Source organism: Halomonas huangheensis (assembly GCF_001431725.1).
In the GTDB taxonomy this organism is placed as follows: Bacteria; Pseudomonadota; Gammaproteobacteria; order Pseudomonadales; family Halomonadaceae; genus Halomonas; species Halomonas huangheensis.
This window is the reverse complement of record NZ_CP013106.1, coordinates 3,472,775-3,499,521: the sequence shown is the minus strand read 5'-3', so window position 1 is coordinate 3,499,521 and position 26,747 is coordinate 3,472,775. Positions and strand designations below refer to the sequence as shown.

Below are 26,747 nucleotides of genomic sequence, written 5' to 3'. Positions count from 1 at the left end.
CTGACCGCCCCCAGTGAGGCGGTCAGATCAGAAAGGTCATGATTGTATGCAGTTTTAGTCGTTCAGCAACAGGACCATCGTACCAGGTTGAAACCTTGTGTCTGGTCGAAACGTCGAGTCCGGTCGAAACGTCGAGTCCGACCAAGGCATGGCATCGAGCGTCAGCAAGGTTTCGTCCGGGCTGGACTGATTCAGGGGCATGAGTACCGGCGGGCTGAATGAGGGCTAGAGTTGCAACCGAGAAAGGCTCAGCTGGCTCACTTGTTCGCCGTGCTTGTAGAAATCGAGACGCAGCAACAGGCCTGGAATGTCGGGGTGGAAACTCACGACCATGTGGCGATCCGTCTTGTCTGGATTCTGTAGTTCGATAGTGGGGGCTTGCACCGTCTGGCCATCAACCTGGACACTTGTATCATCGACGCGGCGCCAGTCGAGTACTTCGTCGCGTCCCTTGTAGTCCACGAAGCGTACCGTGCAGTCGTTTTCGCAGCGACCCTCCTGTACCTGGCGGGACAGGCTGATCAGCGCAGTCTGGCGGTCGGGTTTGTGAGCCAACTGGTCGCGGTTGAGTTGATAGCTCTTGCCGACACCGAGCATGCTGTAGTTGCTGCGGTAGCTCAGCGCGCGAAGTTGGTCGCCATCTTCGATGAAACGTGCGCTCTCGTTGCCTCCAGCGATAGCGACGCTGGAGTGCATTTCGCTTAGCCAATGGCCTCCCTCGCGTGAGACACGATGTTTGATGGTCGCATCCGGCCACCCATCGACAGCCAGGTGGTAGCGAGCATCAAAGGCCTGAGGCGAGCTGGCATATGCCGTCCCCGTCAGTGCCAGTAACGACAACAGACCGAATATAGCCAATCGCGCAATACCTACTCGTGACAGCATGGACGACAGGAAGTGCCTGGTTGAGGGCATGGGCAGCAGACTCCGTCAAACAGGGTAGCGGGGAAGTCATTCAATGACACTCGGATGCCGAGCGATGGGAAAGGTTCCCCTGTAGGTGCGTAAGCAGGGGGCTATAGTGTTGCTTGCCCGGAGTAGCAAAGAACTGAGACAAGACCATGGCGAGGCCAGTAGACAACGGGTACGCTGCAACACAGCATGAGCACAGAGTCGTATGAAGCGACCGTGATGTTTCAGAGAGCCCTACGTTTTTATCCCAAACCGAGGAGTTCGACGACATGGCAAGATTACTGTTGATTGCAGGCGACTTCGTAGAAGACTACGAGGTGATGGTGCCGTTCCAGGCACTTCAGGCCATGGGCCACAGCGTAGATGCTGTTTGTCCGGACAAGCGCGAAGGCGATACGGTCAAGACGGCGATTCATGATTTCGAGGGTGATCAGACGTACTCGGAAAAGCCTGGTCACAACTTCACGCTCAATGAGACCTTTGCGGATATCACTCTGGCCGATTATGACGGCCTGGTGATCCCCGGCGGCCGTGCTCCTGAGTACCTGCGTCTTGATGAGCGAGTGCTCGAGATCGTGCGTCACTTTGTCGACGGCAAGAAGCCCGTTGCTGCCATCTGTCACGGTGCTCAGCTGTTGGCTGCCGCAGTGCGCCTTGATGGTTATCGCGTGTCAGCCTATCCCGCTTGTGCCCCCGAAGTTCATCTGGCGGGTGGGGAGTTCGTTGACCTTGAGGTGACCGATGCCGTGACCAGTGGCCACTACGTAACGGCCCCGGCGTGGCCGGCGCACCCCGAGTGGCTGAGGCAGTTCAACCAACTGCTGTAGGTTGGCGGCCTGCTACGAGCTACGAGCTACGAGCTACGAGCTACGAGCTACGAGCTACGAGCTACGAGCTACGAGCTACGAGCAGCTCGAGCTGTAAGCGGTAAGTTATAAGCTGTAAGTAACCCCGCAGCTCGATGCTCGCTGCCCCCCATGGGCAGGACGCCCATGGGGGTACATGGCGCTTGTGGTTACTAACCGACTGGTCTAGTCTATTGTCCATGACTCATACCTCTCCAACGCGTGACCTGTTGATTCAGGTCGGCAAGACCATCATCTCCGAGCAGGGCTACAACGCGACGGGCATCAATGCGGTGCTCAAGGATGCGGGGGTGCCCAAAGGCTCGTTCTATCACTACTTCGCCAGCAAGGAAGCCTTTGGCCTGGCGGTCATTGAGGCCTTTGCCGAAGAAAGTGATCAGCAGATGTCCGCCATGCTCAAGGATCCTTCACGGCCAGCTGTGGAGCGGTTGTGTGCCTGGTTGAACACATCGCGTACCGATATGCAGCGTTGTGACCATTCACGCGGTTGTCTGATCGGTAATCTGGGCCAGGAGATGTCTTCGCGCAGTGATGCGCTGCGTGATGCATTGGCTCGGATCTTCCAGCGCTGGGAGGGCTACCTGGCCGATTGTCTCAAGGACGGGCAGGCCGAAGGTAGCATTCGTCACGACCTCGACGCAGAAGCATTGGCAGCCTTTGCCATGGCTGGGTGGCAGGGCGCTCTATTGCGGGCCAAGACAGTCAAGGATTGTCGGCCTATGTACGAGTTTGAACAGACGCTGATGGCTTGTCTCAAACCCTCCTGATTTCATGGGCAAGGCTTTCTCCAGCGCGTTGGCGGTATTGCCTATCGACTCGATAGTGGTGATTGATTTGCACTTCTACTAGTAGACTGGTCTATATATAGTCTAGAGCATATAAGCATGAAGCGGTAACTTGCGGCTAGTGGAATACAGACGCTTGCCGACATCCACCCTACAGCCAGGGAATCATGAACCATGACGGAACAACTGGATCCGCTATTTACCCCTTTGAAGATCGGTGGCCTGGAACTGCCCAATCGTATCCTGATGTCACCGCTGACCCGTTCGAGGTCAGCGCAGCCAGGCGACGTTCCTCAGGCCATGAACGTCGAGTACTACCGGCAGCGTGCAGGGGCTGGACTGATCATCAGTGAGGCAACCCAGATTTCGCCTCAGGGCAAGGGATATGCTTTTACGCCGGGCATTCATAGTCCTGAGCAGATTGCCGGATGGCGTGCGGTTACCGAGGCGGTACATGAGGCCGGCGGCCGAATTCAACTGCAGATGTGGCATGTCGGTCGGATCTCCCACCCAGCCCTGCAACCGAATGGGGAACTTCCTGTAGCGCCTTCGGCCATCAAACCGGAAGGTGCCCAGACCTTTGTCAGCAAGGACTCAGGCATGCTGGAAATTCCCACTCCCAGAGCGCTGGAGAGCGACGAGATCCCCGGCATCATCGAACAGTATCGGCAGGCGGCGATCAATGCGCGTGAGGCCGGCTTCGATGGTGTTCAGATACATGCCGCCAATGGCTATCTACTGGACCAGTTCATCAAGTCCGGCAGTAATGTGCGTAGTGACGCCTACGGCGGCAGCCTCGAGAACCGTTTGCGCCTGCCATTGGAAGTCGTGCAGGCTGTCGTGGATATCTGGGGCCCAGAGCGAGTTGGTGTGCGCATCAGCCCCACCGGCAGTTTCAATGCCATGTACGATGACCATCCGCAGGAGACTTTTGCAGCCCTCGCGGCGGAACTGGATGATATCGGCATCGGCTATCTCGAAGTCGTCGAAGACTCCTTCCAGGGCAATCATGCCAATGGTCGACCGGAAGAGATTATCGACGCCATTCGAGCAGCGTTCTCGGCAGTGTATGTTGCCAACGGGCGCTATGACGCCGAGGAAGCTCGAACGCGGATTCGTGCGGGCAAGGCCGACCTGGTAAGTTTCGGTCGCCCGTTCATTGCCAATCCTGACCTACCACAGCGGTTGCGCCAGGGCGCCGCGCTCAACGAACCGCAGCCATCTACCTTCTATGGTGGCGACGAGCACGGCTACACGGATTACCCTGCTCTTGCAGAGCAGCAGTCATAACGCCATTTACAACCCTGAGGCATGGAGATCTCGATGAGCAATGACACCTATCAGCCACCTCGTGTATGGACATGGGAGGGTGCCAGTGGCGGTCAGTTTGCCAGCATCAATCGTCCAGTCGCTGGAGCGACGCATGAGCGTGAACTACCGGTAGGCCAGCATCCACTGCAACTCTACTCGCTGGGTACGCCCAATGGCGTCAAGGTGACCATCATGCTCGAGGAGCTGTTGGCGCTTGGTCACAAGGGGGCCGAGTACGATGCCTGGTTGATTCGTATCGGTGATGGCGACCAGTTCGGCAGTGGGTTTGTGGACATCAACCCCAACTCCAAGATTCCTGCGCTGTCCGATCATAGTGGCGATAAACCACTGCGGATTTTCGAGTCCGGCTCGATTCTGTTCTACCTCGCCGAGAAGTTCGGGGCCTTCCTGCCCAGGGACGTGAGTGCGCGCACAGAGGTGATGAACTGGCTGTTCTGGCAGATGGGCTCGGCGCCATTCGTTGGCGGTGGCTTTGGGCATTTCTATGCCTATGCCCCGGAGAAGTATGAGTATCCGATCAATCGTTACACGATGGAGACCAAACGGCAGTTGGATGTGCTCGACCGTCAGTTGGCCGAGCGCGAATTTATCGCGGGCGATGAGTACAGCATTGCCGATATGGCGATCTTCCCCTGGTATGGCGGTCTGGTAATCAATAACCAGTACGATGCTGCCGAGTTTCTGTCCGCGCATGAGTACACCAACGTCAGGCGTTGGGCCGAGGCCCTGGCCGCACGTCCGGCGGTGCAGCGGGGGAGGATGGTCAACCGCACCTCTGGTGAGTTGTCCGAGCAATTGCATGAACGTCATGATGCCGCTGATTTCAAGACGCGCACGCAGGACAAGCTGACTTGATCTGCTGAGCCGAATCGTCACCGGCGATTCGTCGGTTCCGACCAGGCTGTCACAGGCAATCCTGTGACAGCCTGTTGCGTTCCGGGAACGCTCTCAGGTGACTGATGCCCTCAATAACCGGCCTGGCGGTCGATGCTTTCCACCGGTTCTCCCGCTTCCAGGGCTTCGATGCTGGTGACAACCTGATCGAGCGCCTCATGGAGGGGAGTAGGGCCGGCCATATGCGGTGTAACGATGATCCGTGGATGGCTCCACAGCGGACTGGTTTCGCTGAGTGGTTCCACGGGGAAGGCATCGAGGACGGCGCCACGCAGGCGTCCGGGCTGGTTGTCATCGCCCAGTGCCTCAAGCAGGGAGGCTTCGTCGATCAGCGTTCCACGGCCGGGGTTGATCAGGCTGGCACCTTGAGGCAGTAGCGCGAGGCGCTCGGCATTCATCAACTGGTGTGTGGCAGGCGTGTCCGGAAGCAGCAGCACCAGGCTGGTGCTATGACGCAGAACAAACTCCAGGCCGTCATCACCATGATGACATTCAATGCCCGCCACCTGTTTCGGTGAACGGCTCCAGCCGTAGACCGGAAAACCTTCCTCGGCAATGTGTTGGGCCACGCTGGTGCCTATGGCCCCCAGACCCAGCACGCCAACCCCCCACTCGCTCTTGTCCACGACTTCATGAGGCTGCCAGCGACGCTGACGTTGCAACTGCGCATAACGATCAAAGTCGCGTTGGAAGTGCAGCAGCGCATAGTGGACGTAGTCGGCGATCAAGGTGGCCATGCCGGCATCGCGCAACTTGATGATCGGCACATTGGCAGGCAGGGCCGGGTTGGCCAGCAGGGCGTCCACGCCAGCGCCGAGATTGAGAATGGCCTTGAGGCCACTGCATTCACGCAACAGCGCCTCGTCCGGCTTCCAGGCCGCCAGGTAATCTACGCCGGCGCGCCATTCCGGAGAGGCTTGCTGGCTGGTCTTGATCTCGGCCTGAGGCAGACGGCGCGCCATCTCATCCCGCCAGCTCTCGGCATTACTGATATGCACCAGAATTCGCATGGTCACTCCATCTCGCATTGGGGCTGTTGTCAGTAGACAATCTGCATCATGGGCGGAGGTGAATCCTCCAACAACTCTGCCAGCCGTTGCAATCCTTCCTCGAGCCGCCGGATATCAGGCTCCGCACCGAGGCTCAGACGTATCCGTCGCGGCGGCGGCGTCTGCTCGACCATGAACGGACTGGCGGTGGTGATGGCCAACCCTTCCTGTTCCGTCAATTGCTGAAGTTCTTCGGCTCGCCAGGCATTGGGCAGCGTTAGCCAGACGTGCAGGCTGGTCGGTCGTGATTCCAGTGGATGGGCACGCAGGATTCCTGCTGCCAGCTGTTGGCGCTCTGCGAGCAGTTGGCGCTGAATGAGCGCCAGTTCATTGACGGTACCATCCTCGATCCAACGGTCGGCAATCTCGAACATCAACGGAGGTGCCATCCAGCAGGTGGCACGCAGGCGTGGCAGGGTGTGATGCAATTGTCCGCGCGGCACGGTGACGTATCCCGTGCGCAGTCCCGGGACGGTGACCTTGGTCAGGCTGGTGACATGAAAGCCCTGGTGGGGGATACGCGCGCTGATCGGCATCAGGCCCGGGGACTCGAGAAGCGCATGCACATCATCTTCTATCAGCCATACACCATGACGCTCGAGAACCGCGGCGATTTCATCACGCCGGGTAGCATCCATGGTCGCGCCAGTGGGATTGAGCTGGGTGGGGGTCAGACACACAGCGCGTGGCTTGAAGCGATGGCAGGCCGCATCCAGCGCATCGGGCATGACGCCCAGTTCATCGACCGGAACCCCACGAAGCTGGAAGCCGAGAGTTCGTGACAGGGCGATCAGGCCGTGATCGGTGAGGGCCTCGGTGAGTACCAGATCTCCATGCTGGACCACACTGGAGATAGCGAGCATCAAGCCATGCGCAGCACCGTTGCAGAGAATACGGTCATCGATGTCGCCGGGCATACATAGCTGACTGGTCAGCCAGGCGTTGGCACGTTCGCGATGGTGAACAAGTCCTGCAATGGGCCGACTGGCAGTGACAATATCCGGGTGAGAATGCTCGGCGATCTGCATTAGAGTGCGCCGAAACCGGTCGTGATGATCCGCTGGACATACAGGATGTGCAATCGACATGTCGATCAACTGGTCCGCATCACGAAGCTCGCCATTGCGCAGGTAGGCAGATTCACGTGAGTCATCCAGTACATTGATCCAGGTACCACTACCGACTCGGGAGCGCACCAGGCCCATTTTCTCTGCTTGAGCATAGGCACGTGAGACGGTCTGGACACTGACGCCGAGGAGCTCCGCCAGCGTGCGGTGTGGCGGCAGGCGAGTGCCTGGCGTCAGCTCTCCGGCACGTATCGCGCGCGATAGGGCTCGAGCGATCGCCAGGTACTTTGGTTGGCTATCGTCGAGGTAACGTGTCAGGTCAATTGTCATGACTCAATAAACCCTTTGACCGAAATCATGGTTGTGGTGCTAGTATCACCACAACGACATTGTTAAGACATTGTCATGATCAAGCGACACGATAAATCATGACATTTGCTGTCGCAATATGCCAGAAAAGAGACCAGAAGCAGATGATGTCTGCGGTGTCGAGGCAGGCCGTAGGGATATAAGAATAGTGCCGGGCTGGTGGGACCGTGAGTGAATAACCTGGACGTACCGATCAGTTGCTGGATGGCGCTGGGGCGTATGGTCCGGGGGATTTACTGGTTCCGGAACTTGCCCGGGTTTCGGTGATGTCTTTGTAGGGCGAGTGGTTTCATGATTCAGGTTTCACTGCCGTTCACTCGTGAGGAATACGCACAGCGCCTGCAGAAGGTGCGTGCCGATATGGCCGTGCGTGGCATTGACGTGATGATCATCAGCGATCCTTCCAATATGGCCTGGTTGACGGGCTATGACGGTTGGTCGTTCTACGTACACCAATGTGTATTGCTGGGGCTGGAAGGTGAGCCGGTATGGTATGGCCGGCGTCAGGACAGCAATGGTGCGCTGCGCACCTGCTGGATGAATCCCGACAATATCACCTACTACCCTGACTATTATGTCCAGAATCCGGACATGCACCCGATGGAGTATCTGGCTCAGTCGATCATGCCGGATCGAGGCTGGACCGACGGTGTGGTTGGGCTGGAAATGGACAATTACTATTTCTCGGCCAAGGCGTGGCAGAGTCTGGTCAAGGAACTGCCACATGCGCGCTTCCAGGATGCCAACTCGTTGGTAAATTGGTGTCGTGCCATCAAGTCGCCGCGTGAAATTGAATATATGCGCGTGGCGGCACGTATCGTTGAGGGCATGCACACGCGCATTCTCGAAGTGATCGAGCCGGGGCTACCCAAATCGCGGCTGGTATCGGAAATCTATCGCGTCGGCATCGAGGGCTGGACCGACGAGAAGGGCAAGGTGCACGGTGGGGATTACCCGGCCATCGTACCGCTGCTGCCGACCGGTAGTGATGCCGCGGCTCCACACCTGACCTGGGATGATGAGCCCTTCCGCCTGGGAGAAGGGACATTCTTCGAGATTGCCGGCTGCTACAAGCGTTATCACTGCCCGCTGTCGCGCACCGTATTTCTCGGTACGCCGCCGAAGGATTTCGTCCGCGGCGAGTCGGCGCTTCTTGAAGGCATCGAGAATGGCCTGGCTGTGGCGCGCCCAGGCAATCGCACTGCCGATATCGCCATGGCGCTTGGCGCGGCGATGGACAAGTACGGCTTTGACCGTGGCGGTGCGCGCTGTGGTTATCCGATCGGTATCAGCTATCCTCCGGACTGGGGCGAGCGCACCATGAGCCTGCGTCCTTCGGACGAGACCATTCTTGAGCCCGGCATGACCTTCCATTTCATGCCGGGGATGTGGATGGACGATTGGGGGCTGGAAATTACCGAGAGCATTCTGATCACCGAGAATGGTGCCGAGTCGCTGGCCAATTTCCCGCGTCAGTTGTTCGTCAAATAGCCTACACCTGTAGATACGCCAGTGACGATCTGAAGAGGTCGCCAGGCAGAGTGAAGCACCACGCGACAGCGTGATTTGCCTGCGTAGGCAGTTATTCAGACTGTTCCTGAGTGTGATTCGTGGATACGGCGCCTTGCGTAACCGGCAGGGCGCCATTTGTGCAGGAGAAATCATGAGCAAGCGCAAGAGCCCCATTTCCGCCACCGTCGATTTTGATGCCCAGGGCGTACAGCACGGTTTTCTCAAACTGCCGATCTCCAATGATGAGTCGGCCTGGGGTGCGGTGATGATTCCGGTCACGGTAGTCGCCAATGGCGAGGGGCCTACAGCACTGATCACCGGCGGCAATCATGGTGATGAATACGAGGGAATTACCGCGCTGCAGAAACTCTCCTGCTCGCTCAAGGCTGAGGATGTGCATGGTCGAGTGATCATCGTACCGATGATGAATACTCCTGCGGCTCAGGTTGGGCGCCGCACTTCGCCGATGGACGGCGGCAACCTCAATCGCAGCTTCCCCGGTGACCCGGATGGCAGCGTGACAGAGAAGATCGCTGACTACTTCACCCGTGAGTTGGTGCCGATGGTTGATGTGGTACTCGACCTGCACTCCGGGGGACGCACGCTGGATATTATCCCGTTTGGAGCATCACACGTTCTGGATAATGCCGATCAACAACGTGCTGCACTGGAAGGCGCCAAGGCCTTCGGTGCACCCTATGCCATGGTGATGTTTGAACTCGATGCGGCGGCGCTGTTCGATACTGCGGTGGAGAGTCAGGGCAAGATATTCGTCGCCACCGAGCTGGGTGGCGGTGGCACCTCGACACCGCAGAGTCTGGCGATCACCGAGCGCGGTATCGACAACTTCTTGATCCATTATGGACTCAAGGATGGTGAAGTCGAGATGCCGGCCGAGCAGATCTATCTCGATATGCCGGATGCCAGCTGCTATGTGCAGAGCGAGCACACTGGCCTGCTGGAACTCACTCTCTCGCTGGGAGATGAGGTCCGCGAGGGGGACATCATTGCACGGGTCTATGACATGACTCGCAGTGGTGCAGAGCCCATCGAATATCGTGCTCAGCGTGATGGCATCCTTGCCGCGCGTCGCTTCCCGGCACAGGTCAACATGGGCGATACCATTGCCGTGATTGCAGAGGTTGTCGACGCCCTGTCCTGAGTTTGTTGCCTAAGCTGAAGGTAGCAACACCGCTGAAGGTAGCAACACCGCTGAAGGTAGCAACATCATCGAAACGGAGGAGGCCTGCACTACCCGCGCCCGATTCGTGTCCGCCCCGTGCCACGCGCCGGGGCGGTTTGACCCGACAACTGCAAAGCTGCACATGAAACTTGACCGTTACGACCTGAAGATACTCTCGATCCTGTCGCGTGATGGGCGCATTACCAAGTCCCGTTTGGCGGAATCCATCAACCTGTCTGTCAGTCCCTGCTGGGAGCGCGTACGTCGGCTGGAAAAGGCCGGTATCATCGAGGGCTATTCGGCGCAGATCAATGCCCGAGTGCTGGTGCCGAAAACACCGGTTTGGGTCCAGATCGAGCTGAAGCAGCACAATGCCGAAAGTTTCCAGCGCTTCGAGAAATTGGTGCAGGACACCGCGGCGGTGACCGAGTGCGTTGCAGTGGGTGGGGGTGTGGACTACCTGATCAAGGTCGAGTCCGAATCGATAGATGCCTACCAACGCCTGATTGATGCCTGGTTGACGTCAGATATCGGTATTGAGCGCTATTTCACCTATATCGTGACCAAGACCGTCAAGCGTCCCAGTCCAGGCTTTGACGGTGACGCTATGGCATTCTGAGTCGCTCTCTACCACGGATTGATTTCCTTGTGCGCGTGGTTTTCCGGGGCTCTTCCGCGCGTGACGCTCCTCCGATGGCTCAAGCGCAGAAAAAACCGACATTTCTCTGCTGGCGACAAAAAAAACCATATTTGATCGGCCTGGGTTCAAAAAGTCCTGAGGACGCACCTCCCTTACCATGGGGGCATCGAATGGCCACGGGCCATGGATGCCACATTTTTTGCTGTTGGGGCTTGTTGTATTGCCACGACAGCCGCTCAGGGGGAGGTAGCGTCATGAAACTAGGTGATCCGCGACTGTTTCGTCAGTATGCCTACATCGGCGGTAAGTGGACCAGCGGTGACGAAGGCCGTGAAGAGGCGGTGGTCAATCCAGCCAATGGCGAGGTCATTGGCCATATTCCGTTGCTCGAGTCGCGTCAGATCAGTGCTTGTGTCGATGCCGCTGAGGATGCCTTTGCCAACTGGCGTGCGCTGCGTGCCGATGAGCGTGCCGAGCGTCTGCTCGCCTGGTATGACCTGATCCAGCAGCATCGTGAGGACCTCGCCACCATCATGACTCTCGAGCAGGGCAAGCCGCTGCCGGATTCCCGTGGCGAGGTCGAGTATGGTGCCAGCTTCGTGCGCTGGTTTGCCGAGGAAGGCAAGCGTACCTATGGCGAGACGATTCCCAGCCATATCCCTAATGCGGCTCTGGGCACCATCAAGGAGCCGGTCGGCATCGCGCTGCTGGTGACGCCCTGGAACTTCCCGCTGGCGATGATCACCCGCAAGGCGGCGGCTGCGCTGGCAGCCGGTTGCCCGGTGATCGTCAAGCCTGCTCACGAAACGCCGTTTTCGGCGCTTGCGCTGGCGGAGCTGGCCGAGCGTGCTGGAATTCCTGCGGGCATCTTCAATGTGGTGTTGGGCGAGTCGGCGCCGCTGTCGCGTCAGCTTTGTGATGATGATCGTATCAAGGCGGTGTCCTTCACTGGTTCCACCAGGGTGGGTCGCATTCTGATCGAGCAGTGCGCGCATACCGTCAAGCGCATGTCGATGGAATTGGGCGGCAACGCTCCCTTCATCGTCGGGCCGGATATGGATCCGCGCGAGGCCGCTCTGGCAGCCGTGGCGGCCAAGTTCCAGACGGCAGGTCAGGACTGTCTTGCGGCTAACCGCATATTGGTACACGAATCGATTCACGACGAGTTTGTCGCGCACTTTGCTGAGCGCATGGCGGCGCTGACAGTGGGTGATGGCATGGAGAGTGAGGTTGATCTCGGGCCATTGATTCATCGTCGTGCTGTCGAAGGCGCGCTGTCCATTGTTGATGACGCAGTGTCTCGTGGCGCAACTCTGGTGGCTGGTGATCAGTCTGATGCTCCGGGTGAGAACTTCTTCATGCCGGTGCTACTGACCGGTGTAACGTCGCAGATGAAAGTGTGGCGTGAAGAAAACTTTGCGCCGGTAGCCGGAATAACGGCATATCGTGATGACGATGAAGTCATCGCCATGGCAAATGATACCGAGTATGGCCTGGCCGCTTATATCTATACCCATGATATCCGTCGCATCTGGAAACTGATGCGTGCGCTGGATTTCGGCATGGTATCGGTCAATTCGGTGAAGATGACTGGTCCCCCTGTGCCCTTCGGGGGGGTCAAACAGTCCGGGCTGGGCCGTGAGGGCGGTGCGATGGGAATCGATGAATACCTGTCGACCAAGTACTACTGCCTTGGTGCCATGGGCTCTGTGTCCGGTAGTTGATAGAACCAATTCACAGTATTGCACGGCGGCGTCTGAATGCCGTATTGATCCAATGATTTCCCCGGCAGGTAGCCGGGGAGCTAGGAAAAAAGGAATCAAGTATGACTACCCATCAGGAACTGATTGATCGTGACCGCAAGGTTACCTTCCATGCCTCCACTCACCTGCGTGACTTTGCTCATGGCGATGCGGCGGGCCGCGTAATCACCGGTGGCAAGGGCATCAACATCGTCGACAAGGATGGTCGCGAGTTCATTGATGGTTTCGCCGGTCTGTACTGTGTGAATATCGGCTATGGCCGTACCGAGGTGGCCGAGGCCATCTATCAGCAGGCGCTGGAAATGGCTTACTACCATACCTATGTTGGCCATTCCAACGAGCCGCAGATTGCACTGTCCGAGAAGATTCTTGAACTCGCGGGCCCGGGCATGTCGAAGGTCTACTACGGGCTCGGCGGTAGCGATGCCAACGAGACACAGCTCAAGCTGGTGCGTTACTACAACAACGTGCTGGGCCGTCCGCAGAAGAAGAAGGTCATCTCACGCCAGCGTGGCTACCATGGTTCTGGCCTGGCGACAGGTTCACTGACCGGCCTCAAGGCGTTCCACGACCAGTTTGATCTGCCGATGGCTGGTGTGCTGCACACCGAAGCGCCTCATTACTACCAACGCGCTGCTGAGCAGCAGGGGATGAGTGAGCGTGAGTTCTCTGCCTGGTGTGCCGAGAAGCTCGAGGAAATGATCCTCGCTGAAGGTCCGGATACCGTAGCAGCGTTTATCGGTGAGCCGGTGCTGGGTACTGGTGGTATCGTCGCGCCGCCGGAAGGCTATTGGGCTGCTATCCAGGCGGTGCTCAACAAGTACGACATACTGTTGATTGCCGATGAGGTGGTGTGTGGCTTCGGGCGTATCGGTTCCAACTTCGGTAGCCACAAGTACGACATCAAGCCGGACCTGATCACCGTCGCCAAGGGCCTGACCAGCGCCTATCAGCCGCTGTCTGGCGTTATCGTTGGTGATCGTGTGTGGAAGGTGCTGGAGCAGGGTACTGGTGAACTGGGTCCGATCGGTCACGGCTGGACCTATTCCGGCCATGCGCTGGGTTGTGCCGCTGGTCTCGCGAACCTGGCGATCATCGAGCGCGAGAACCTGACCCAGAATGCTGCCGATACTGGTGCTTACCTGCAGCAGCGTATGCAGCAGGCCTTCGGTGACCATCCGATCGTGGGTGACGCACGTGGTGTAGGTATGCTGGCGGCGCTGGAATTTTCGGCAGACCCATCCGCTCGCAGCAGCTTCGATCCGAGCCTCAAGGTTGGCCCGCGTATCGCCGCTGCCGCGCTGGAGGAAAACCTGATCGCACGTGCCATGCCGCAGGGCGACATTCTCGGCTTCGCGCCGCCGCTGATTGCGACGCGTGATGATATCGACGAGATTGTGGCTCGCACCGAGCGCGCGGTGAACAAGGTAACCGACGAGCTGGTTCGCGAAGGCGTTCTGCAGACTGCTTGAGCATGACGTGCCAGGCCGCCCGCAATAGAGGGCGGCCTTTTTGCGTGCTGATTTGTGTGTCGAGCCAACGAAGGACGCGTGAATGACTGCACAAGACACAACACCGGGTCATGGCGTCAGCCTGGCTCAGATCTACCGTGCGAGACGCCGCATCGAAGGCCAGGTGTGTCGTACACCGTTGATTCGCTCGCAGGTGCTCAGTGAGCGTTTCGACGCGGATATCCATCTCAAGCTCGAAACCCTCCAGCCAACCGGGGCTTTCAAACTGCGCGGCGCCACCAACATGATTGCGGCGCTGATCGAGCAGCGTGGCCAGCAAGCTCTGGCGGCAGGGGTCACTACGGCGTCCACCGGCAACCATGGGCGAGCTGTGGCTTATGCAGCCTCACGTCTGGGAGTTCCGGCGGTGATCTGTGTTTCGCGACTGGTGCCGGACAACAAGGTAGCCGCCATCGAAGCACTGGGAGCCACGGTGAAACGTGTCGGCGTGAGCCAGGATGAAGCCTTCGAGGAAGCTGCAAGATTGGTGAACGAAGAAGGCATGACATTGATACCGCCGTTCGACGATGCCTTGATAGCAGCAGGACAAGGCACCATCGGTATCGAATTGCTTGAGGATCAGCCCGAACTCGATCGCGTCTTCATCGGTCTTTCCGGTGGAGGGTTGCTGGGCGGGGTAGGTGCGGCACTCAAGAGCATTCGTCCGCAGTTGCAGGTCACAGGCGTTAGCCTGTCGGCCGGTGCCGCCATGTTCGAGAGTCTCGAAGCCGGCAAACCGGTGGCGGTGGACGAGGTCGAGAGTCTTGGCGACTCTCTGGGTGGTGGCATTGGCCTGGATAATCACTGCACCTTCGCTCTGGTACGCGAGGTCATGGATGATCACTACCAGGTTTCGGAAAAGGCGATTGCCGAGGCCATGGTCAATATGTTGCAACATGAAAAGATTCTGGTGGAAGGAGCCGCGGTCGTTGGGCTTGCGGCGATTACCGAGCATGCCATCGATATTCGCGGCCAGCGTATCGCGTTGGTGATCTCCGGTAATGGGGTGGCACTGGAAACCTTTGACCGGGCCCGTCAGCTGGCCACTGATTTATGAGTTGGTGGCGCGTTGGAAGTCACTTGAGTTGAGTTCATTGCCATGCAGCGTGGCGCTGGGTGGCCGCTTCGACAATGGGAGAGGTTCAGGGATGCAGCTTTTTCAACGTGATCGAATCACCGAGGTAGTCAAGATCGACGTCGCCGCTCTGGAGGCCGTTGAGGAGGGCTTCGCAGCGTTGGGGCGTGGCACGGTAGTGCAGCCACCTATTCTATCGATGACCATCGAGGAGTCCAATGGCGAGGTCGACGTCAAGACGGCGCATATTCGCGGCAATAGCCGTTTTGCGATCAAGGTCAGCCCAGGGTTCTTCGACAACCCGAAGATCGGCTTGCCTAGCCTCAATGGTCTGATGATGGTGTTCTCGGCGAAGACCGGGCTGGTCGACGCTGTGCTCTTCGATGAGGGTTATCTGACCATGGTGCGTACCGCGCTGGCTGGCGCTATTGCTGCCAAACATCTGTCGCGCGAGGATAGCCACCGGGTCACGGTGCTGGGTGCTGGCGAGCAGGCGACGAAGCAGATTGAGGCGCTGCAGTTGGTTCGTGATATCAGGGTGGTGGATGTCTGGGCCCGGCGACGCGATGCGGCCGAGACCTGGGCTATTCCGGTGCGCGCCAAAGGTCTTGAGGTCAATGTTCACGATAGTGCCAGCCTCGCCTGTCGGCAGGCCGATATCATCATTACCACCACGCCTTCACAGACCCCGATTCTGAACGGTGATGACCTGCCTGATGGTGTTCACGTCACTGCTATGGGCTCGGATAGCCCCGAGAAGCGTGAGCTGGATGAAAGCGTGATGACCGGTGCCGACGTGTTTGTCTGCGATACCCGCGCCCAGAGCGAGAGTAACGGTGAGCTCAAGGCCTTCGCCGGACGCAACGTACCGTTTGAGGTCATCGAGCTGGGACAGGTCATTGCCGAAGGCAAGCAAGTGCGTAAGGACCGGAGCGACATTACCGTCTGCGACCTTACTGGAACGGGGGTACAGGACACCGCCATTGCCGGATTTGCGTTAGCCAGGCTGGAACAGGAGCAGAATTGAGCTACGAGCTACGAGCTACGAGCTACGAGCTACGAGCTACGAGCTACGAGCTACGATGTCCGTAGTCGCTTATTGACGGCTTCTCACTACCAATGCCACCCCGGCTATGGCGATCGCCATGCCCAGCAACGATAGGCTGGGAAGTTGTTCGTCGAACAACCACCAGGCTTCCAGTGCGGTCACTGGCGGTACAAGGTAGAACAGGCTGGCCACGCGGGATGCTGCGCCATTCTTGATCAGCGTCATCAACAGCAGAATGGCGGCGATCGACAGCACCAGTACCAGCCACGCCAGGGTCAGAATAAAGGTCGTGTTCCATTCGATCTGGCGTTGCTCCAACGCCAGACTACCCACTCCGGTTACCGCCAGAGCTCCCAGGTACTGCACAACGGTGCCACCGAGTAGCGGCATGCCCGTGCAGTAGCGCTTCTGATACAGAGTACCGCAGGATATACCCAGCAGGGCGGCGCCAATACAGACCAGGGCCGGCCAGCCAAAACCATCGAACTGCAAGGATGTGGGATCGAGCTTGCCACCAAGCACCAGACTGATGCCCACGAGACCCAACACCAGCCCGGCCCATTGTGCCTTGTTGAGCTGCTCACCCAGCAGAGGTCCAGCCAGTATCGCCGTCACCAGCGGCTGCAATCCCACCAGTAGTGCCCCCAATCCCGCCGGCATGCCGAGATCGATGGCATAGAACACGCCGCTCAGATAGATGCCATGCACAAGACAGCCGGATATCGCGGCATGTCCCCAGAGCTTGCGTCCGGCGGGCCAGGCGTCGCGCATCAACCCTACCAGCGGTATCAGCAACAGTAGTGTCAGTACGAAACGGATCACCAGAAAGGTGAAGGGTTCCGCGTAGGGCAGACCAAAACGAGCACCGATGAAACCGGTACTCCACAGCAGCACAAAGAGTATCGGCATAAGCAAGGCTGGCCACTGACGTTCCACTGTCATCCAGATCTCCGAATCATGGTGTGTATGTGGTGCTCTCCAGCAGCAAGAGCGCACTGGAGGATAGCCTGTTGATGACGATTATCGGTAATCCTGGTGTCGTGCTTTGGTCGTAGTAGGCGTGGTTAATTAAAATTGGTCATACCGTAACGAGCGCAGCAATGGTGAGGTCGGGTGATCATTTATCTGTTGGTCTGACCAATGCTCGATATAGCGAACGTTGAATTATGGCGTTGAAGGTAGGGGGCTATTCGCTAGCTTTCAAAGGGCAACACCGCATGGTGGTCAGCGCTGGTTTTCCGCACCAACAGATATGTGGTGTTCCGTTCAGGGACGACTGGCAGCCTGAGTATGGCGTTGGGTGGATGTGTGCTGACGTGACTCAGGGCAGGGACGGACAACAACAAGAAACCCGGAAGCGGGAAGACTCCCGTTCCATGTTTGTGCAGAAGCTGTGCAGAAGTTGTGCGAAAGGCCAATCAGGGCAGGCGGCTTTCGTACCTACTTGATCCCATCAGGAGTTCCGTCATGACAACAACAGACAACAATACCAGTGAGGCACCCCGCAAGAACGAGACAGGACGCCGGCGCTTTCTCAAGGCAGCCGCTATTGGCTCCGCGGCCGCTGTGGCTGCTCCCTGGGTGGTCAATGCCCAGGCCCAGCAAGGTATTCGCATCCGCATGCAGTCATCGTGGCAACCGGGAACTACGGGGTATCGTATTTTCGAGGAATGGGCCAATGGCATTGTCGAAGCGACCAGCGGTGAGGTCAGCATCGAGCCCTTCCCGGCTGGAGCCGTAGCAGGGGATTTTGAAGTCGCCGATGCGGTGCGCAATGGTGTACTCGATGGGCAGAACTGGTTCACCGTGTATTGGCCCGGCAAGATGCCCGCGGGAGTATTTCTCACTGCCTATCCCATGGGACTGTCGGTGCCGCATCAATGGGACATGATGTTCGGTGCCTACGGAGGGTTCGGCATCGCCAAGGATCTCTATCGCAAGCAGGGGCAAGAGCTACTTGGCTATGTGCACCATGATCTCAACCTGATCCACTCCAAGGTGCCTCTGCGCAGCTTCGATGATTTCGAAGGCGTCAAGATTCGCATGCCTGGCGGCATTGTCGCCGAGACTTTTGCCAAGATCGGTGCTCGCACTACTCTGCTGCCCGGTTCCGAGGTTTATCCGGCGCTTGAGAAGGGCACCATCGATGCTGCAGATTACACCGGTGCGGCAGTCAACTTTGAGCTGGGATTCTGGCAGGTGACTGACTACATCATCATGGGCCCACCTTCGACACCCTGTTTACACCAGGCCGTCGATCTCATGGATATCTCGGTTAACCGTCGTGCTTTCGAGCGAATGTCGACCCAGGTCCAGGATCTGATGCACGACCTGGTGGCAGCTTATTCCCGTACCCACTACGCGGCGATCCAGAAGGCCAACGCTGAGGCCTGGCCCAAGTATCGAGAGAAGGGCGTTGAAATCATCCATCTCTCGGAGAATGATGCGGAGCGATTCCGTGAAGCGGCGATACCTCTGTGGTTTGAGTGGGCCAACAAGGACGAGGATGCTTCAAAGCTGTTCCGGGCTCACCTCAACACCATGCTGGATCCGGCAGTGGCGCTAGTGACCGAGGAAGATATCCAGGGCTACGAACTCAATGCCTGATGAATCGGTATCTACTGAACCCGGGAACTGATAGCCAACGGGCCGGTCGGTAGCGCCGACCGGCTTGCCTTGTTTCATGGATGTTCGTTGCACGATGTCAACGGCCTGAGAGCTGCTGGGCCACGACGCGTGTAGCGGAGGTGAGCCAATGAACCTGCAGATCAATTTCATTCTGCCGCACTGGATGTACTGGTTGGTGCTGGCACTCCTGCCGCTTTTGGTCATGCTACTGGTGGACCGAAGTTTCCGTCGCGGCGCTACGGTCAGTGGGGGGGATACCACTGAGGTCCCGGGGGGCTCAAGTGAGGCTGACTACCGGCCGCCCGGTAATGTGCTGACCTCCGTTATTGATCGGATATCGGGTTTTTTCGGACGTTATGTGGCCTATTGGTCGCTGATCGCTCCCTTCATATTCACCTACGAAGTGGTGCTGCGTTACGCCTTCAATTCGCCTACCAATTGGGCGCATGAGTCGATGACGCTGATGTTCGGTATGCAGTACCTGCTGGCAGGTGCCTATGCGCTGCGCGAGGGCGGGCATGTGCGGGTCGATATCCTCTATCAGCGTGCCAGGCCAGTGAATCGCGCAGCTCTGGATCTTGCCACCTCGATCTTCTTCCTGTTGTTTACCCTGGCGTTGTTGGCCAGTGGTTGGTTGTTCTTCTCTCAGTCGGTCAGCGATAAATGGTTGTTTGGCGCCAGTTACGCCAACGAAGTCTCCTTCACTGAGTGGGCGATACAGTACTACCCAGTGAAGTTCATGCTGTTCCTGGGTGCATTGTTGTTGTTATTGCAGGGGCTGGCGCAACTGATCCGCGACTTTCAGAGTTATCTGCACTTTCGTCGTCAGCATGACGGCAGTCGTGGTTTTTCTTCGCTGATGGTGGGGATGGCGGTACTACTTGCCGTCTGGATGGCGTTCGAGATCGTCAATATCGTGACCACCGACTACGACAGTCTTGCACTGAGCATCGAGTACAGTCTGGAGCGCGTCGGGATCGGTTCTCTAACCCTGCTGATGTTCGGCACTTTGATGGTTGTATTGGTCGCTGGGTTGCCGTTGGCCTTTGTCACTGGTGGGCTGGGTGTACTGTTCCTGTATCTGGTCGGTGGCCAGAATATGCTCAACCTGATGCCGTCGCGCATCTTCCCGATGATGACCAACTACCAACTGTCGGCTATTCCGCTGTTCATCTTCATGGCATCGGTACTCGAGAAGGCGGGAATCATCGAGGAGCTGTTTGATGCCGTCTACAAGTGGATGGGGGGACTCAAGGCTGGCCTGGCCATCGCCACTATTATCGCCTCGACACTATTGGCGGCCATGGTGGGGGTGATTGGAGCTGCGGTAGTGACCATGGGGTTGATTGCATTGCCGGCAATGCTCCGGCGCAACTATAACCCCGAGATTGCCATCGGCTCGATCATGGCTGGTGGGACGCTCGGCATTCTGATTCCACCCTCGATTCTGGCCATTATCTACGGTGTTATTGCCCAGCAATCGGTGGGGGAACTGTATCTCGGCTCCCTGCTTCCAGGGTTGATGCTGGCGGGGATGTACGCACTTTATTGCTGGTTGAGAGGTACTTTCAATCCTCGCATGGCACCACCAATGCCTGTCGAGGATCGAGTGTCAACGACCGAGAAATTACGTCTGCTACGTAATATGCTGGCGCCCATCGTGTTGGTGATCCTGGTGCTGGGAATCATCTTTACCGGTGTGGCGACACCCGTGGAAGCCGCGGGCATCGGGACCTTCGGTGCGTTGATTGTGGCGGCACTGCATCGTCGACTGACATGGCCCAACCTGCACGCCGCCTGCATGACCACCCTGGTGGCCACGGCAATGGTCATGTGGATTATCTTCGGCGCCAGTATTTTCGTCGGTTTCTACATCCTGCAGGGCGGACAGACCTTCGTGCAGGAGCTGATCTCCGGTGCAGGGCTTGGCCCATATGCGGTACTGGCGTTGATGATGCTGTTGCTGATCGCACTGGGGATGTTCCTCGATTGGGTGGGAATTCTGCTGTTGGCCGTACCGATTTTCGTTCCCTTGATCCAGGGGCTGGAGTTCAGCGGAGTATGGGGCCTGCCAGGGGTGGCGCCGGAGGATGTGTCTCTGTGGTTCGGGGTCATTTATCTGGTCAACATGCAGATGTCCTTTCTGAGTCCACCGTTCGGCTATGCGCTGTTCTATATCAAGGGCGTTTGTCCGCCATCCATTACAATGGCACAGATTTTTCGCTCTTCGATCCCGTTCCTCGCGTTGCAGGCGCTGGGGTTGGTGCTGGTGATCCTGTTTCCGGTACTGGTCACCTGGCTACCCAATCTGGCCTATGGTTGAAGGCATTGAAGCGTCTCCAAATGGAGACGTTTTTCTTACAATCCGTAACACGATTCCATTGAACGGATCAGAATTCATGCCGTCACAAGTGGCGAGTGATCGATAAACCAGGAACTGATCCCAAGGAGGATTCATGCAACGATTCACCGCTCTGCTTTCTGCCGCACTTCTGTCCGCTGGCCTGATGAGCGCTACCGCTCATGCCCAGGACGCAGCCACCGCTCCGGCTACCGGCGCTGGTGCGGGTGCTGGTGCAGAGGCGCCTGTACAGGCACAGAACTTCTCTGACGGTGATCTGCAGAAGTTCGCCGATGCATCCAAGGAGATCGCTACGATTTCTCAGGATTACACGACTCGTCTGCAGGAAGCAGATGGTCAGGAAGCTCAGCAGGAAGTACGCGTCGAGGCCAACGAAAAGATGGTTGATGCTGTACGCAACAGCGGCCTTGAAGTGGAAACCTTCAATGCTATTGGTCAGGCAGTCCAACAGGACCCTGAGATGATGAAACGTGTTCAGGAGATGGCGCAGTCCTGATCACCCAGGAGTAGGGCAGCTGAGCCGTGACTCCTCGGCGGCTCGGTGGCTTTGCAGCGACCCCCCACTGTCCTCAGGGCAGTGGGGGTTTTTGTATGCAAGAGCGGCGAGCCGCTTGAGCCGTCAGCTTCAAGCTGTAAGTACCCCCGTTGGAGCAGCGGAACCCGCAACGACGAGCGTTGGGCTATGAACACGCAGTGTTCGAACCTTGCCCCCGTCCTCTGATGACGCAGCCAGGTAAACAGCACGGTGCTCCCGGTTTCGCATTGAACAGCTCGTAGCTCGGCGCTTACCGCACTTTACACCAGACAGTGGTGCCCCCAGACTGCTGTATCAGGGCTTGTGGATGCCCATCGGGATGATCTGCCGCGTGGAGGATGACCATGGAAGCGGAGCTGCTGGAAATTGGCCAGCACCTGGGGCGCTTTGCCCCATTTGATACCCTGTCCGAGGAGTTGCTCGACGAGGTCGCCAGCCATGTAGAGGTCAGCTACTTCAAGGCTGACTCGATGATTCTCGAACTCGATGCGATGCAGACGGATCTCTGTTACATCCGCAGCGGTGCCGTAGAGGTAACACGCCGCAATGGCGAACTCTACAACCTGCTGGGCGAAGGAGACATCTTCGGTCACTTCAGCTTGATGCGTCACAACAAGGTTCGCTTTCCTGCTCGTGCCATGGAAGACACGCTGATCTATTTCATTTCCGAGCCGATGTTCCAGAAGCTCTGTGATGAAAGCGACTCCTTCTCTGACTTCGTTGAGGTGGAGCGTCCGCGTCTCGAGTCCACTTTCGAGGGGCAGCGACGCGACAACGATATGATGGCGACGCGGGTGCGCAAGCTGGTCAACCGTTATCCGGTGATGATCGAGGCCAATGCCACGGTGCAGCAGGCGGCCCAGCAGCTTACTGAATTTCAGGCATCGGCGGTGCTGGTACTTGATGAGCCGGGCGACCAGCCGCGCTACAGCATCAAGGACAGTGAGGGCAAGGTCTGGCAGATCATCGGTATCCTCACTGATACGGACTTTCGCAAGCGTGTGGTAGGGGAAGGTTTGTCTCCGAGTACCCTGGTCAAGGAGGTAGTACGCCGCCGGCTCATCGCGGTACAGTCGGATGAGTCTGTGCAGGAAGCCATGCTCTGCATGTTACGCAACAACATTCATCATCTACCCGTGATGCACCGTCGTGCTCCAGTAGGTATCGTGCACCTCTCCGACATCATTCGTCACGAAACCCAGAGTAGTCTTTATCTGGTCAACAGCATCTTCGACCAACCTTCCGCCGAGTGTCTGGCACGCATGGCGCCGGATGTGCAGGCTGCCTTCGTACGCATGGTCCAGGATGGTGCCGATTCGCAAATGATCGGCAAGGCACTGTCGACCATTGGGCGCAGCTTTACTCGACGCCTGCTCGAACTGGCCGAGGAAGAGTTGGGGCCACCGCCCGTGCCGTACTGCTTCATGGCGCTGGGGTCGATGGCGCGCAACGAGCAGAGTATTGTCACCGACCAGGATAATGCGCTGGTGCTGTCGGATCGTTTTGATCCTGCCGCGCACGACGAATACTTCCTCGAACTGGCCAGGCGGGTCAGTGATGGACTGGCAACCTGCGGGTACAGCTACTGCAAGGGCGATATCATGGCCACCAATCCGCTCTGGCGTCAGCCGCTGGCGGTGTGGAAGAAGTATTTCCATGACTGGATTGAACAGCCATCGCCCGAGGGGCTGCTGCGCAGTTCGATCTTCTTCGACCTGGACGCCGTCTATGGCGATAATTCTCTGGTCGAGGAGTTGCAGGATCTGGTGGCGGAGGTGGCTCCCCAGCACAAGCGCTTCTTGTCTGCGATGGCTCGTAATGCTCTTGGTCGCACCCCTCCTCTAGGGTTCTTCCGTACCTTCGTGATGGAGAAGGACGGCAAGCACAACAATTCGATCAACCTCAAGCGCCGAGGTACTGCGCCGATGGTTGACCTGATTCGTATCCATGCCATGGCTTGCGGTTCACGTGCCCAGAACACTTTCGAGCGACTCGACGATATCGATCGTACGCAATTATTGGCACCGGGTGTCAGTGACAAACTGCGCTATGCCATGGAATTTCTGTCGATGTCGCGCATCCGCCATCAGGTCATCGACCTCGAGCATGAGCAGGTGCCGGACAACAACATCGAACCGGAGAATGTCTCGAGGAGCGAGCGACACCACCTCAAGGATGCTTTCCAGGCATTGAGCAACGCCCAGAAATTTCTCAAATTTCGCTATCCGCTCAGCCAGAGGTAGCATGCCATGCCGTTGATTCGCCCGAAGACGCGTTCGGCTACCGATTGGCACGACTATCTCGTTCAACGGCGTCAGCAGACTCAGGTCGGTGCGCTGGAGGATTTCTTTGCCGGTGCCGATCTCTCACCGATTCTACCGGTTGCCGAGGCGCCACTGATGGCGCTGGATCTGGAAACTACAGGCCTTGACCCCCGACGCGACGAGATAGTATCGATCGGTATTGTTCCCTTCTCGTTATCGCGTATACGGGTTTCAGAACGTCGCTATTGGGTGGTGCGTCCACGTCGCTCCCTGAGTGCAAAATCGGTGACTTTCCACCGCATTACTCATGCGGATATCGAGGGAGCTCCTCGTATCGAAGAGGTGCTGGACGAAGTGTTCAAGGCGCTGTCGGGGCACTTGTTGGTGGTGCATTACCGACATATCGAGCGTGCCTTTCTGGATACCGCCTCGCGTAAGGCCTGGCAGGAAACACTCAGCTTTCCAGTGATTGACACCATGTCTCTGGAGGCTCGCATCCATCGCCAATCCTGGCTGGCGCGGCTGAGGCGCTGGTCGGGCCGTCCACCCGCCTCGATTCGCCTGCATGACAGCCGCATCCGTTATGGCCTGCCGCATTATCACGGCCACCACGCACTTACCGATGCGCTGGCAACCGCGGAACTGTTGCAGGCACAGGTGGCCAGTAACTATGCCCCGGAGACACCCATCGGGATGCTGTGGAGTTGATGGCCCCCAGCCACGGGCATCGAGCTGCCCAGTGCCATCTTGTGGCTCGCAGGAAAAGCTCAGAGATTCCGTTTGGGGATAGTGTGCTCGCGGCTATGGGGTTGCTTACAGCTGTTAGCCTATATCTTCCCTCTTCCCTCTTCCCTCTTCCCTCTTCCCTCTTCCCTCTTCCCTCTTCCCTCTTCCCTCTTCCCTCTTCCCTCTTCCCTCTTCCCTCTGTTTGCCGACATAAAAAAACCCACAGGCCGATGCCTGTGGGTTTTTCGTACCGAGTTGGCCTTTATACCGCCTTCGGTTCACTCATCAGCGCCTTGACGATGGCATAGCAAGCCACCAGCAGGACGATGGTGAACGGCAGGCCGGTCGAGACCGAGGCCGCCTGAAGCGCTGTCAGACCGCCACCCAGCAGCAGGGCAATAGCGATGGCGCCTTCGATGATCGCCCAGAAGATGCGCTGTGGCTTGGGTGCATCAACCTTGCCGCCGGCGGTGATGGAGTCGATAACCAACGAGCCGGAGTCCGAGGAGGTCACGAAGAACACGATCACCAGCACGATACCGATGAACGAGGTGATACTGGCCAGCGGTAGTTCACCCAGCATCGCGAACAATTTAAGTTCGAGCGCAGCATCCTGGACACCGGTAAAGCTGTTGGAGATGAACTGGTCGATCGCGGTGCCGCCGAAGGCGGTCATCCACAGCACGGATACCAGCGTCGGAACCAGCAGTACAGCAATCAGGAACTCGCGTACGGTGCGGCCACGGCTGACACGCGCAATGAACATGCCGACGAACGGTGACCAGGAGATCCACCAGGCCCAGTAGAAGGCTGTCCAGCCCTGGCTGAAGTTGGCATCTTCACGACCGAAGGGGTTGGAAAGTGCCGGCAGTTCCTTGGCGTAACTGAACAGGTTCTGGAAGAACCCGGTGGCGATCGCCAGAGTCGGGCCGACGAAGATCACGAATATCAGCAGCAGGAATGCCAATACCATGTTGACCTGCGATAGACGTTGCACACCCTTCTCGACACCCGCGACGACTGAGCACAGTGCAATGGCGGTGATACCGCAGATCAGCAATACCATGGTCATGTTGTCGTTGGGGACATCGAACAGGTAGTTGAGACCTGCTGCGGCCTGAGATGCACCCAGCCCCAGTGAGGTGGACAGACCGAAAAGAGTAGCGAACACCGCAAGGATGTCGATGACATGGCCCGGCCAGCCCCAGATACGTTCACCCAGAACCGGGTAGAACACCGAGCGCATGGTCAGCGGCAGCCCCTTGTTGTAGGCAAAGATTGCCAGTGACAGGCCAACAATGGCGTACGCTGCCCAGGGATGTAGGCCCCAATGGAAGATGGTTGCTGCCATACCCAGAGACATGGCTGCCTGCTCATCCCCAGCGGCACCTCCCAGTGGCGCCCAGTCGGTACGAATGCCATCTTCGCCCATGGTCGTGCCGCCGAGCGCCGTGGAGAAGTGAGTCATCGGCTCGGACACACCGTAGAACATCAAGCCGATACCCATGCCTGCTGCGAACAACATCGCGAACCAGCCGGCATAGCTGAAATCGGGGTTGGCCTCAGCGCCGCCGATACGCACTTTGCCCAGCGGTGAAAGAACGATACCCAGGCATACCAGTACGAAGATATTCCCACCCAGCAGGAATACCCAGGAAAGGTTACCGGTCAACCAACTGAAGATGCTGTTGAAGAAGGGTTCAGCCTGGTCCTGCAGGGCCAGTGTCAGAATCACGAAGACCAGAATGGTTAGAGAGGAAACCGCAAAAACCTTGCCATGCAGGTCAACGTCAAGGCCGAACGGCTTGGCGGAAATATTGTCCTGGCCGATGACGTAGTCGGTATCGATTAGATTGGCCGGCCCATCTGGAGCCGGTACACCCTCCGAAGCGGAGGGACTATCCTGGGGCGCATTCTTATCCATGAAGATCTCCCTTGCGTTTCGATTAGGTCGTGATTGAGTGTCCGTCCGGGAAGATCTGATTGATGACAGGTGTTCCCTGTTATTGATGGCCGCCATCAAGCAGCACTTCCACAGATTCTTGCGTGGTCGACTCGGTGTAAGTGGCTCCTTTATTGTGGTAGTTGGATGCTGACTTTCCAGTGGTGGCATCAACGACGATTGTGTGTGCCAGCCTCACGAGAGATGCTGATTGTTGTTGTTCCAGGCAATTATTGTACATGGTGATGGGGTCTGTTCCGAGTTGGGGGCTTGGCCGAAGCGCG

21 protein-coding genes are annotated in these 26,747 nt (G+C 57.9%); 16 read left to right on the top strand and 5 right to left on the bottom strand.

The window, feature by feature from the left end:
- Positions 1-225: 225 nt before the first annotated feature.
- Positions 226-915, bottom strand: coding sequence for a hypothetical protein (locus tag AR456_RS15120; RefSeq protein WP_021818510.1), 690 nt, complete (start codon positions 913-915; stop codon positions 226-228).
- 266 nt (positions 916-1,181) lie between these two features.
- Between AR456_RS15120 and AR456_RS15115 the strand changes: the two genes are divergently transcribed.
- The 4 genes from AR456_RS15115 (at position 1,182) to yghU (ending at position 4,750) form a co-directional block, all read left to right on the top strand.
- Positions 1,182-1,739, top strand: a complete 558-nt coding sequence (locus AR456_RS15115; protein WP_021818511.1) for a DJ-1/PfpI family protein — start codon at positions 1,182-1,184, stop codon at positions 1,737-1,739.
- Between the two features lie 218 nt (positions 1,740-1,957).
- Positions 1,958-2,545, top strand: coding sequence for a TetR/AcrR family transcriptional regulator (locus tag AR456_RS15110; RefSeq protein ID WP_021818512.1), 588 nt, complete (start codon positions 1,958-1,960; stop codon positions 2,543-2,545).
- 192 nt (positions 2,546-2,737) lie between these two features.
- The gene (locus tag AR456_RS15105) at positions 2,738-3,853 is read left to right on the top strand and encodes an alkene reductase (protein ID WP_021818513.1); all 1,116 of its coding nucleotides are present in this window, start codon (positions 2,738-2,740) and stop codon (positions 3,851-3,853) included.
- A gap of 33 nt (positions 3,854-3,886) precedes the next feature.
- The gene (gene yghU, locus AR456_RS15100; protein ID WP_021818514.1) at positions 3,887-4,750 is read left to right on the top strand and encodes a glutathione-dependent disulfide-bond oxidoreductase; all 864 of its coding nucleotides are present in this window, start codon (positions 3,887-3,889) and stop codon (positions 4,748-4,750) included.
- 110 nt (positions 4,751-4,860) lie between these two features.
- Here the strand turns inward: yghU and AR456_RS15095 are convergent, their stop codons facing one another.
- A complete protein-coding gene (locus AR456_RS15095) occupies positions 4,861-5,799 on the bottom strand; it encodes a 2-hydroxyacid dehydrogenase (RefSeq protein ID WP_021818515.1) in 939 nt (312 codons plus the stop codon).
- Between the two features lie 29 nt (positions 5,800-5,828).
- Positions 5,829-7,235: a MocR-like ectoine utilization transcription factor EhuR gene (gene ehuR / locus AR456_RS15090; RefSeq protein ID WP_021818516.1), complete on the bottom strand. Its 1,407-nt coding sequence runs from the start codon at positions 7,233-7,235 to the stop codon at positions 5,829-5,831.
- Between the two features lie 330 nt (positions 7,236-7,565).
- Here ehuR and doeA point away from each other — a divergent pair, with 330 nt between their 5' ends.
- The 7 genes from doeA (at position 7,566) to AR456_RS15055 (ending at position 15,985) form a co-directional block, all read left to right on the top strand.
- On the top strand, positions 7,566-8,765 hold the full coding sequence (doeA, locus tag AR456_RS15085) for an ectoine hydrolase DoeA (RefSeq protein ID WP_021818517.1): 1,200 nt from the start codon (positions 7,566-7,568) through the stop codon (positions 8,763-8,765).
- A gap of 172 nt (positions 8,766-8,937) precedes the next feature.
- Positions 8,938-9,948, top strand: a complete 1,011-nt coding sequence (doeB, locus tag AR456_RS15080) for a N(2)-acetyl-L-2,4-diaminobutanoate deacetylase DoeB (RefSeq protein ID WP_021818518.1) — start codon at positions 8,938-8,940, stop codon at positions 9,946-9,948.
- A 163-nt stretch (positions 9,949-10,111) separates the two neighbouring features.
- Positions 10,112-10,588 carry an Lrp/AsnC family transcriptional regulator gene (locus AR456_RS15075; protein ID WP_021818519.1) on the top strand — a complete coding sequence of 159 codons (477 nt, stop codon included), beginning with the start codon at positions 10,112-10,114 and terminating at the stop codon, positions 10,586-10,588.
- Between the two features lie 275 nt (positions 10,589-10,863).
- A complete protein-coding gene (locus AR456_RS15070) occupies positions 10,864-12,333 on the top strand; it encodes an NAD-dependent succinate-semialdehyde dehydrogenase (protein ID WP_021818520.1) in 1,470 nt (489 codons plus the stop codon).
- Between the two features lie 101 nt (positions 12,334-12,434).
- Positions 12,435-13,844 carry an aspartate aminotransferase family protein gene (locus AR456_RS15065; protein ID WP_021818521.1) on the top strand — a complete coding sequence of 470 codons (1,410 nt, stop codon included), beginning with the start codon at positions 12,435-12,437 and terminating at the stop codon, positions 13,842-13,844.
- 82 nt (positions 13,845-13,926) lie between these two features.
- A complete protein-coding gene (gene eutB / locus AR456_RS15060; protein WP_021818522.1) occupies positions 13,927-14,940 on the top strand; it encodes a hydroxyectoine utilization dehydratase EutB in 1,014 nt (337 codons plus the stop codon).
- Between the two features lie 91 nt (positions 14,941-15,031).
- Entirely contained in the window at positions 15,032-15,985 is a 954-nt protein-coding gene (locus AR456_RS15055; RefSeq protein WP_031207529.1) for a cyclodeaminase, read from the top strand.
- Between the two features lie 69 nt (positions 15,986-16,054).
- Here the strand turns inward: AR456_RS15055 and AR456_RS15050 are convergent, their stop codons facing one another.
- On the bottom strand, positions 16,055-16,948 hold the full coding sequence (locus AR456_RS15050) for a DMT family transporter (RefSeq protein ID WP_021818524.1): 894 nt from the start codon (positions 16,946-16,948) through the stop codon (positions 16,055-16,057).
- Between the two features lie 525 nt (positions 16,949-17,473).
- On the opposite strand from AR456_RS15050, the gene dctP reads away from it, so the two are divergent.
- The 5 genes from dctP (at position 17,474) to AR456_RS15020 (ending at position 24,503) form a co-directional block, all read left to right on the top strand.
- Positions 17,474-18,613: a TRAP transporter substrate-binding protein DctP gene (gene dctP, locus AR456_RS15040; RefSeq protein ID WP_021818526.1), complete on the top strand. Its 1,140-nt coding sequence runs from the start codon at positions 17,474-17,476 to the stop codon at positions 18,611-18,613.
- 148 nt (positions 18,614-18,761) lie between these two features.
- Entirely contained in the window at positions 18,762-20,957 is a 2,196-nt protein-coding gene (locus tag AR456_RS15035) for a TRAP transporter large permease subunit (protein WP_021818527.1), read from the top strand.
- A gap of 133 nt (positions 20,958-21,090) precedes the next feature.
- Entirely contained in the window at positions 21,091-21,492 is a 402-nt protein-coding gene (locus AR456_RS15030) for a DUF4168 domain-containing protein (protein WP_021818528.1), read from the top strand.
- A gap of 383 nt (positions 21,493-21,875) precedes the next feature.
- Positions 21,876-23,774 (top strand): DUF294 nucleotidyltransferase-like domain-containing protein, encoded by a 1,899-nt coding sequence (locus tag AR456_RS15025; RefSeq protein ID WP_021818529.1) that lies wholly within the window; start codon positions 21,876-21,878, stop codon positions 23,772-23,774.
- A 6-nt stretch (positions 23,775-23,780) separates the two neighbouring features.
- Positions 23,781-24,503, top strand: coding sequence for a 3'-5' exonuclease (locus AR456_RS15020; protein ID WP_021818530.1), 723 nt, complete (start codon positions 23,781-23,783; stop codon positions 24,501-24,503).
- 280 nt (positions 24,504-24,783) lie between these two features.
- Here the strand turns inward: AR456_RS15020 and AR456_RS15015 are convergent, their stop codons facing one another.
- A complete protein-coding gene (locus AR456_RS15015; RefSeq protein ID WP_021818532.1) occupies positions 24,784-26,445 on the bottom strand; it encodes a BCCT family transporter in 1,662 nt (553 codons plus the stop codon).
- Positions 26,446-26,747 lie beyond the last annotated feature (302 nt).

Bases quoted from the DNA above. Each gene is read 5' to 3' on its own strand.
- AR456_RS15050 (WP_021818524.1), bottom strand. From the start codon at position 16,948: ATGACAGTGGAACGTCAGTGGCCAGCCTTGCTTATGCCGATACTCTTT.
- AR456_RS15095 (WP_021818515.1), bottom strand. From the start codon at position 5,799: ATGCGAATTCTGGTGCATATCAGTAATGCCGAGAGCTGGCGGGATGAG.
- AR456_RS15035 (WP_021818527.1), top strand. From the start codon at position 18,762: ATGAACCTGCAGATCAATTTCATTCTGCCGCACTGGATGTACTGGTTG.
- AR456_RS15055 (WP_031207529.1), top strand. From the start codon at position 15,032: ATGCAGCTTTTTCAACGTGATCGAATCACCGAGGTAGTCAAGATCGAC.
- ehuR (WP_021818516.1), bottom strand. From the start codon at position 7,235: ATGACAATTGACCTGACACGTTACCTCGACGATAGCCAACCAAAGTAC.
- AR456_RS15115 (WP_021818511.1), top strand. From the start codon at position 1,182: ATGGCAAGATTACTGTTGATTGCAGGCGACTTCGTAGAAGACTACGAG.
- yghU (WP_021818514.1), top strand. From the start codon at position 3,887: ATGAGCAATGACACCTATCAGCCACCTCGTGTATGGACATGGGAGGGT.
- AR456_RS15070 (WP_021818520.1), top strand. From the start codon at position 10,864: ATGAAACTAGGTGATCCGCGACTGTTTCGTCAGTATGCCTACATCGGC.
- doeB (WP_021818518.1), top strand. From the start codon at position 8,938: ATGAGCAAGCGCAAGAGCCCCATTTCCGCCACCGTCGATTTTGATGCC.
- dctP (WP_021818526.1), top strand. From the start codon at position 17,474: ATGACAACAACAGACAACAATACCAGTGAGGCACCCCGCAAGAACGAG.
- AR456_RS15015 (WP_021818532.1), bottom strand. From the start codon at position 26,445: ATGGATAAGAATGCGCCCCAGGATAGTCCCTCCGCTTCGGAGGGTGTA.
- AR456_RS15110 (WP_021818512.1), top strand. From the start codon at position 1,958: ATGACTCATACCTCTCCAACGCGTGACCTGTTGATTCAGGTCGGCAAG.
- AR456_RS15075 (WP_021818519.1), top strand. From the start codon at position 10,112: ATGAAACTTGACCGTTACGACCTGAAGATACTCTCGATCCTGTCGCGT.
- doeA (WP_021818517.1), top strand. From the start codon at position 7,566: ATGATTCAGGTTTCACTGCCGTTCACTCGTGAGGAATACGCACAGCGC.
- AR456_RS15065 (WP_021818521.1), top strand. From the start codon at position 12,435: ATGACTACCCATCAGGAACTGATTGATCGTGACCGCAAGGTTACCTTC.
- AR456_RS15120 (WP_021818510.1), bottom strand. From the start codon at position 915: ATGCCCTCAACCAGGCACTTCCTGTCGTCCATGCTGTCACGAGTAGGT.
- AR456_RS15105 (WP_021818513.1), top strand. From the start codon at position 2,738: ATGACGGAACAACTGGATCCGCTATTTACCCCTTTGAAGATCGGTGGC.
- AR456_RS15025 (WP_021818529.1), top strand. From the start codon at position 21,876: ATGGAAGCGGAGCTGCTGGAAATTGGCCAGCACCTGGGGCGCTTTGCC.
- AR456_RS15020 (WP_021818530.1), top strand. From the start codon at position 23,781: ATGCCGTTGATTCGCCCGAAGACGCGTTCGGCTACCGATTGGCACGAC.
- AR456_RS15030 (WP_021818528.1), top strand. From the start codon at position 21,091: ATGCAACGATTCACCGCTCTGCTTTCTGCCGCACTTCTGTCCGCTGGC.
- eutB (WP_021818522.1), top strand. From the start codon at position 13,927: ATGACTGCACAAGACACAACACCGGGTCATGGCGTCAGCCTGGCTCAG.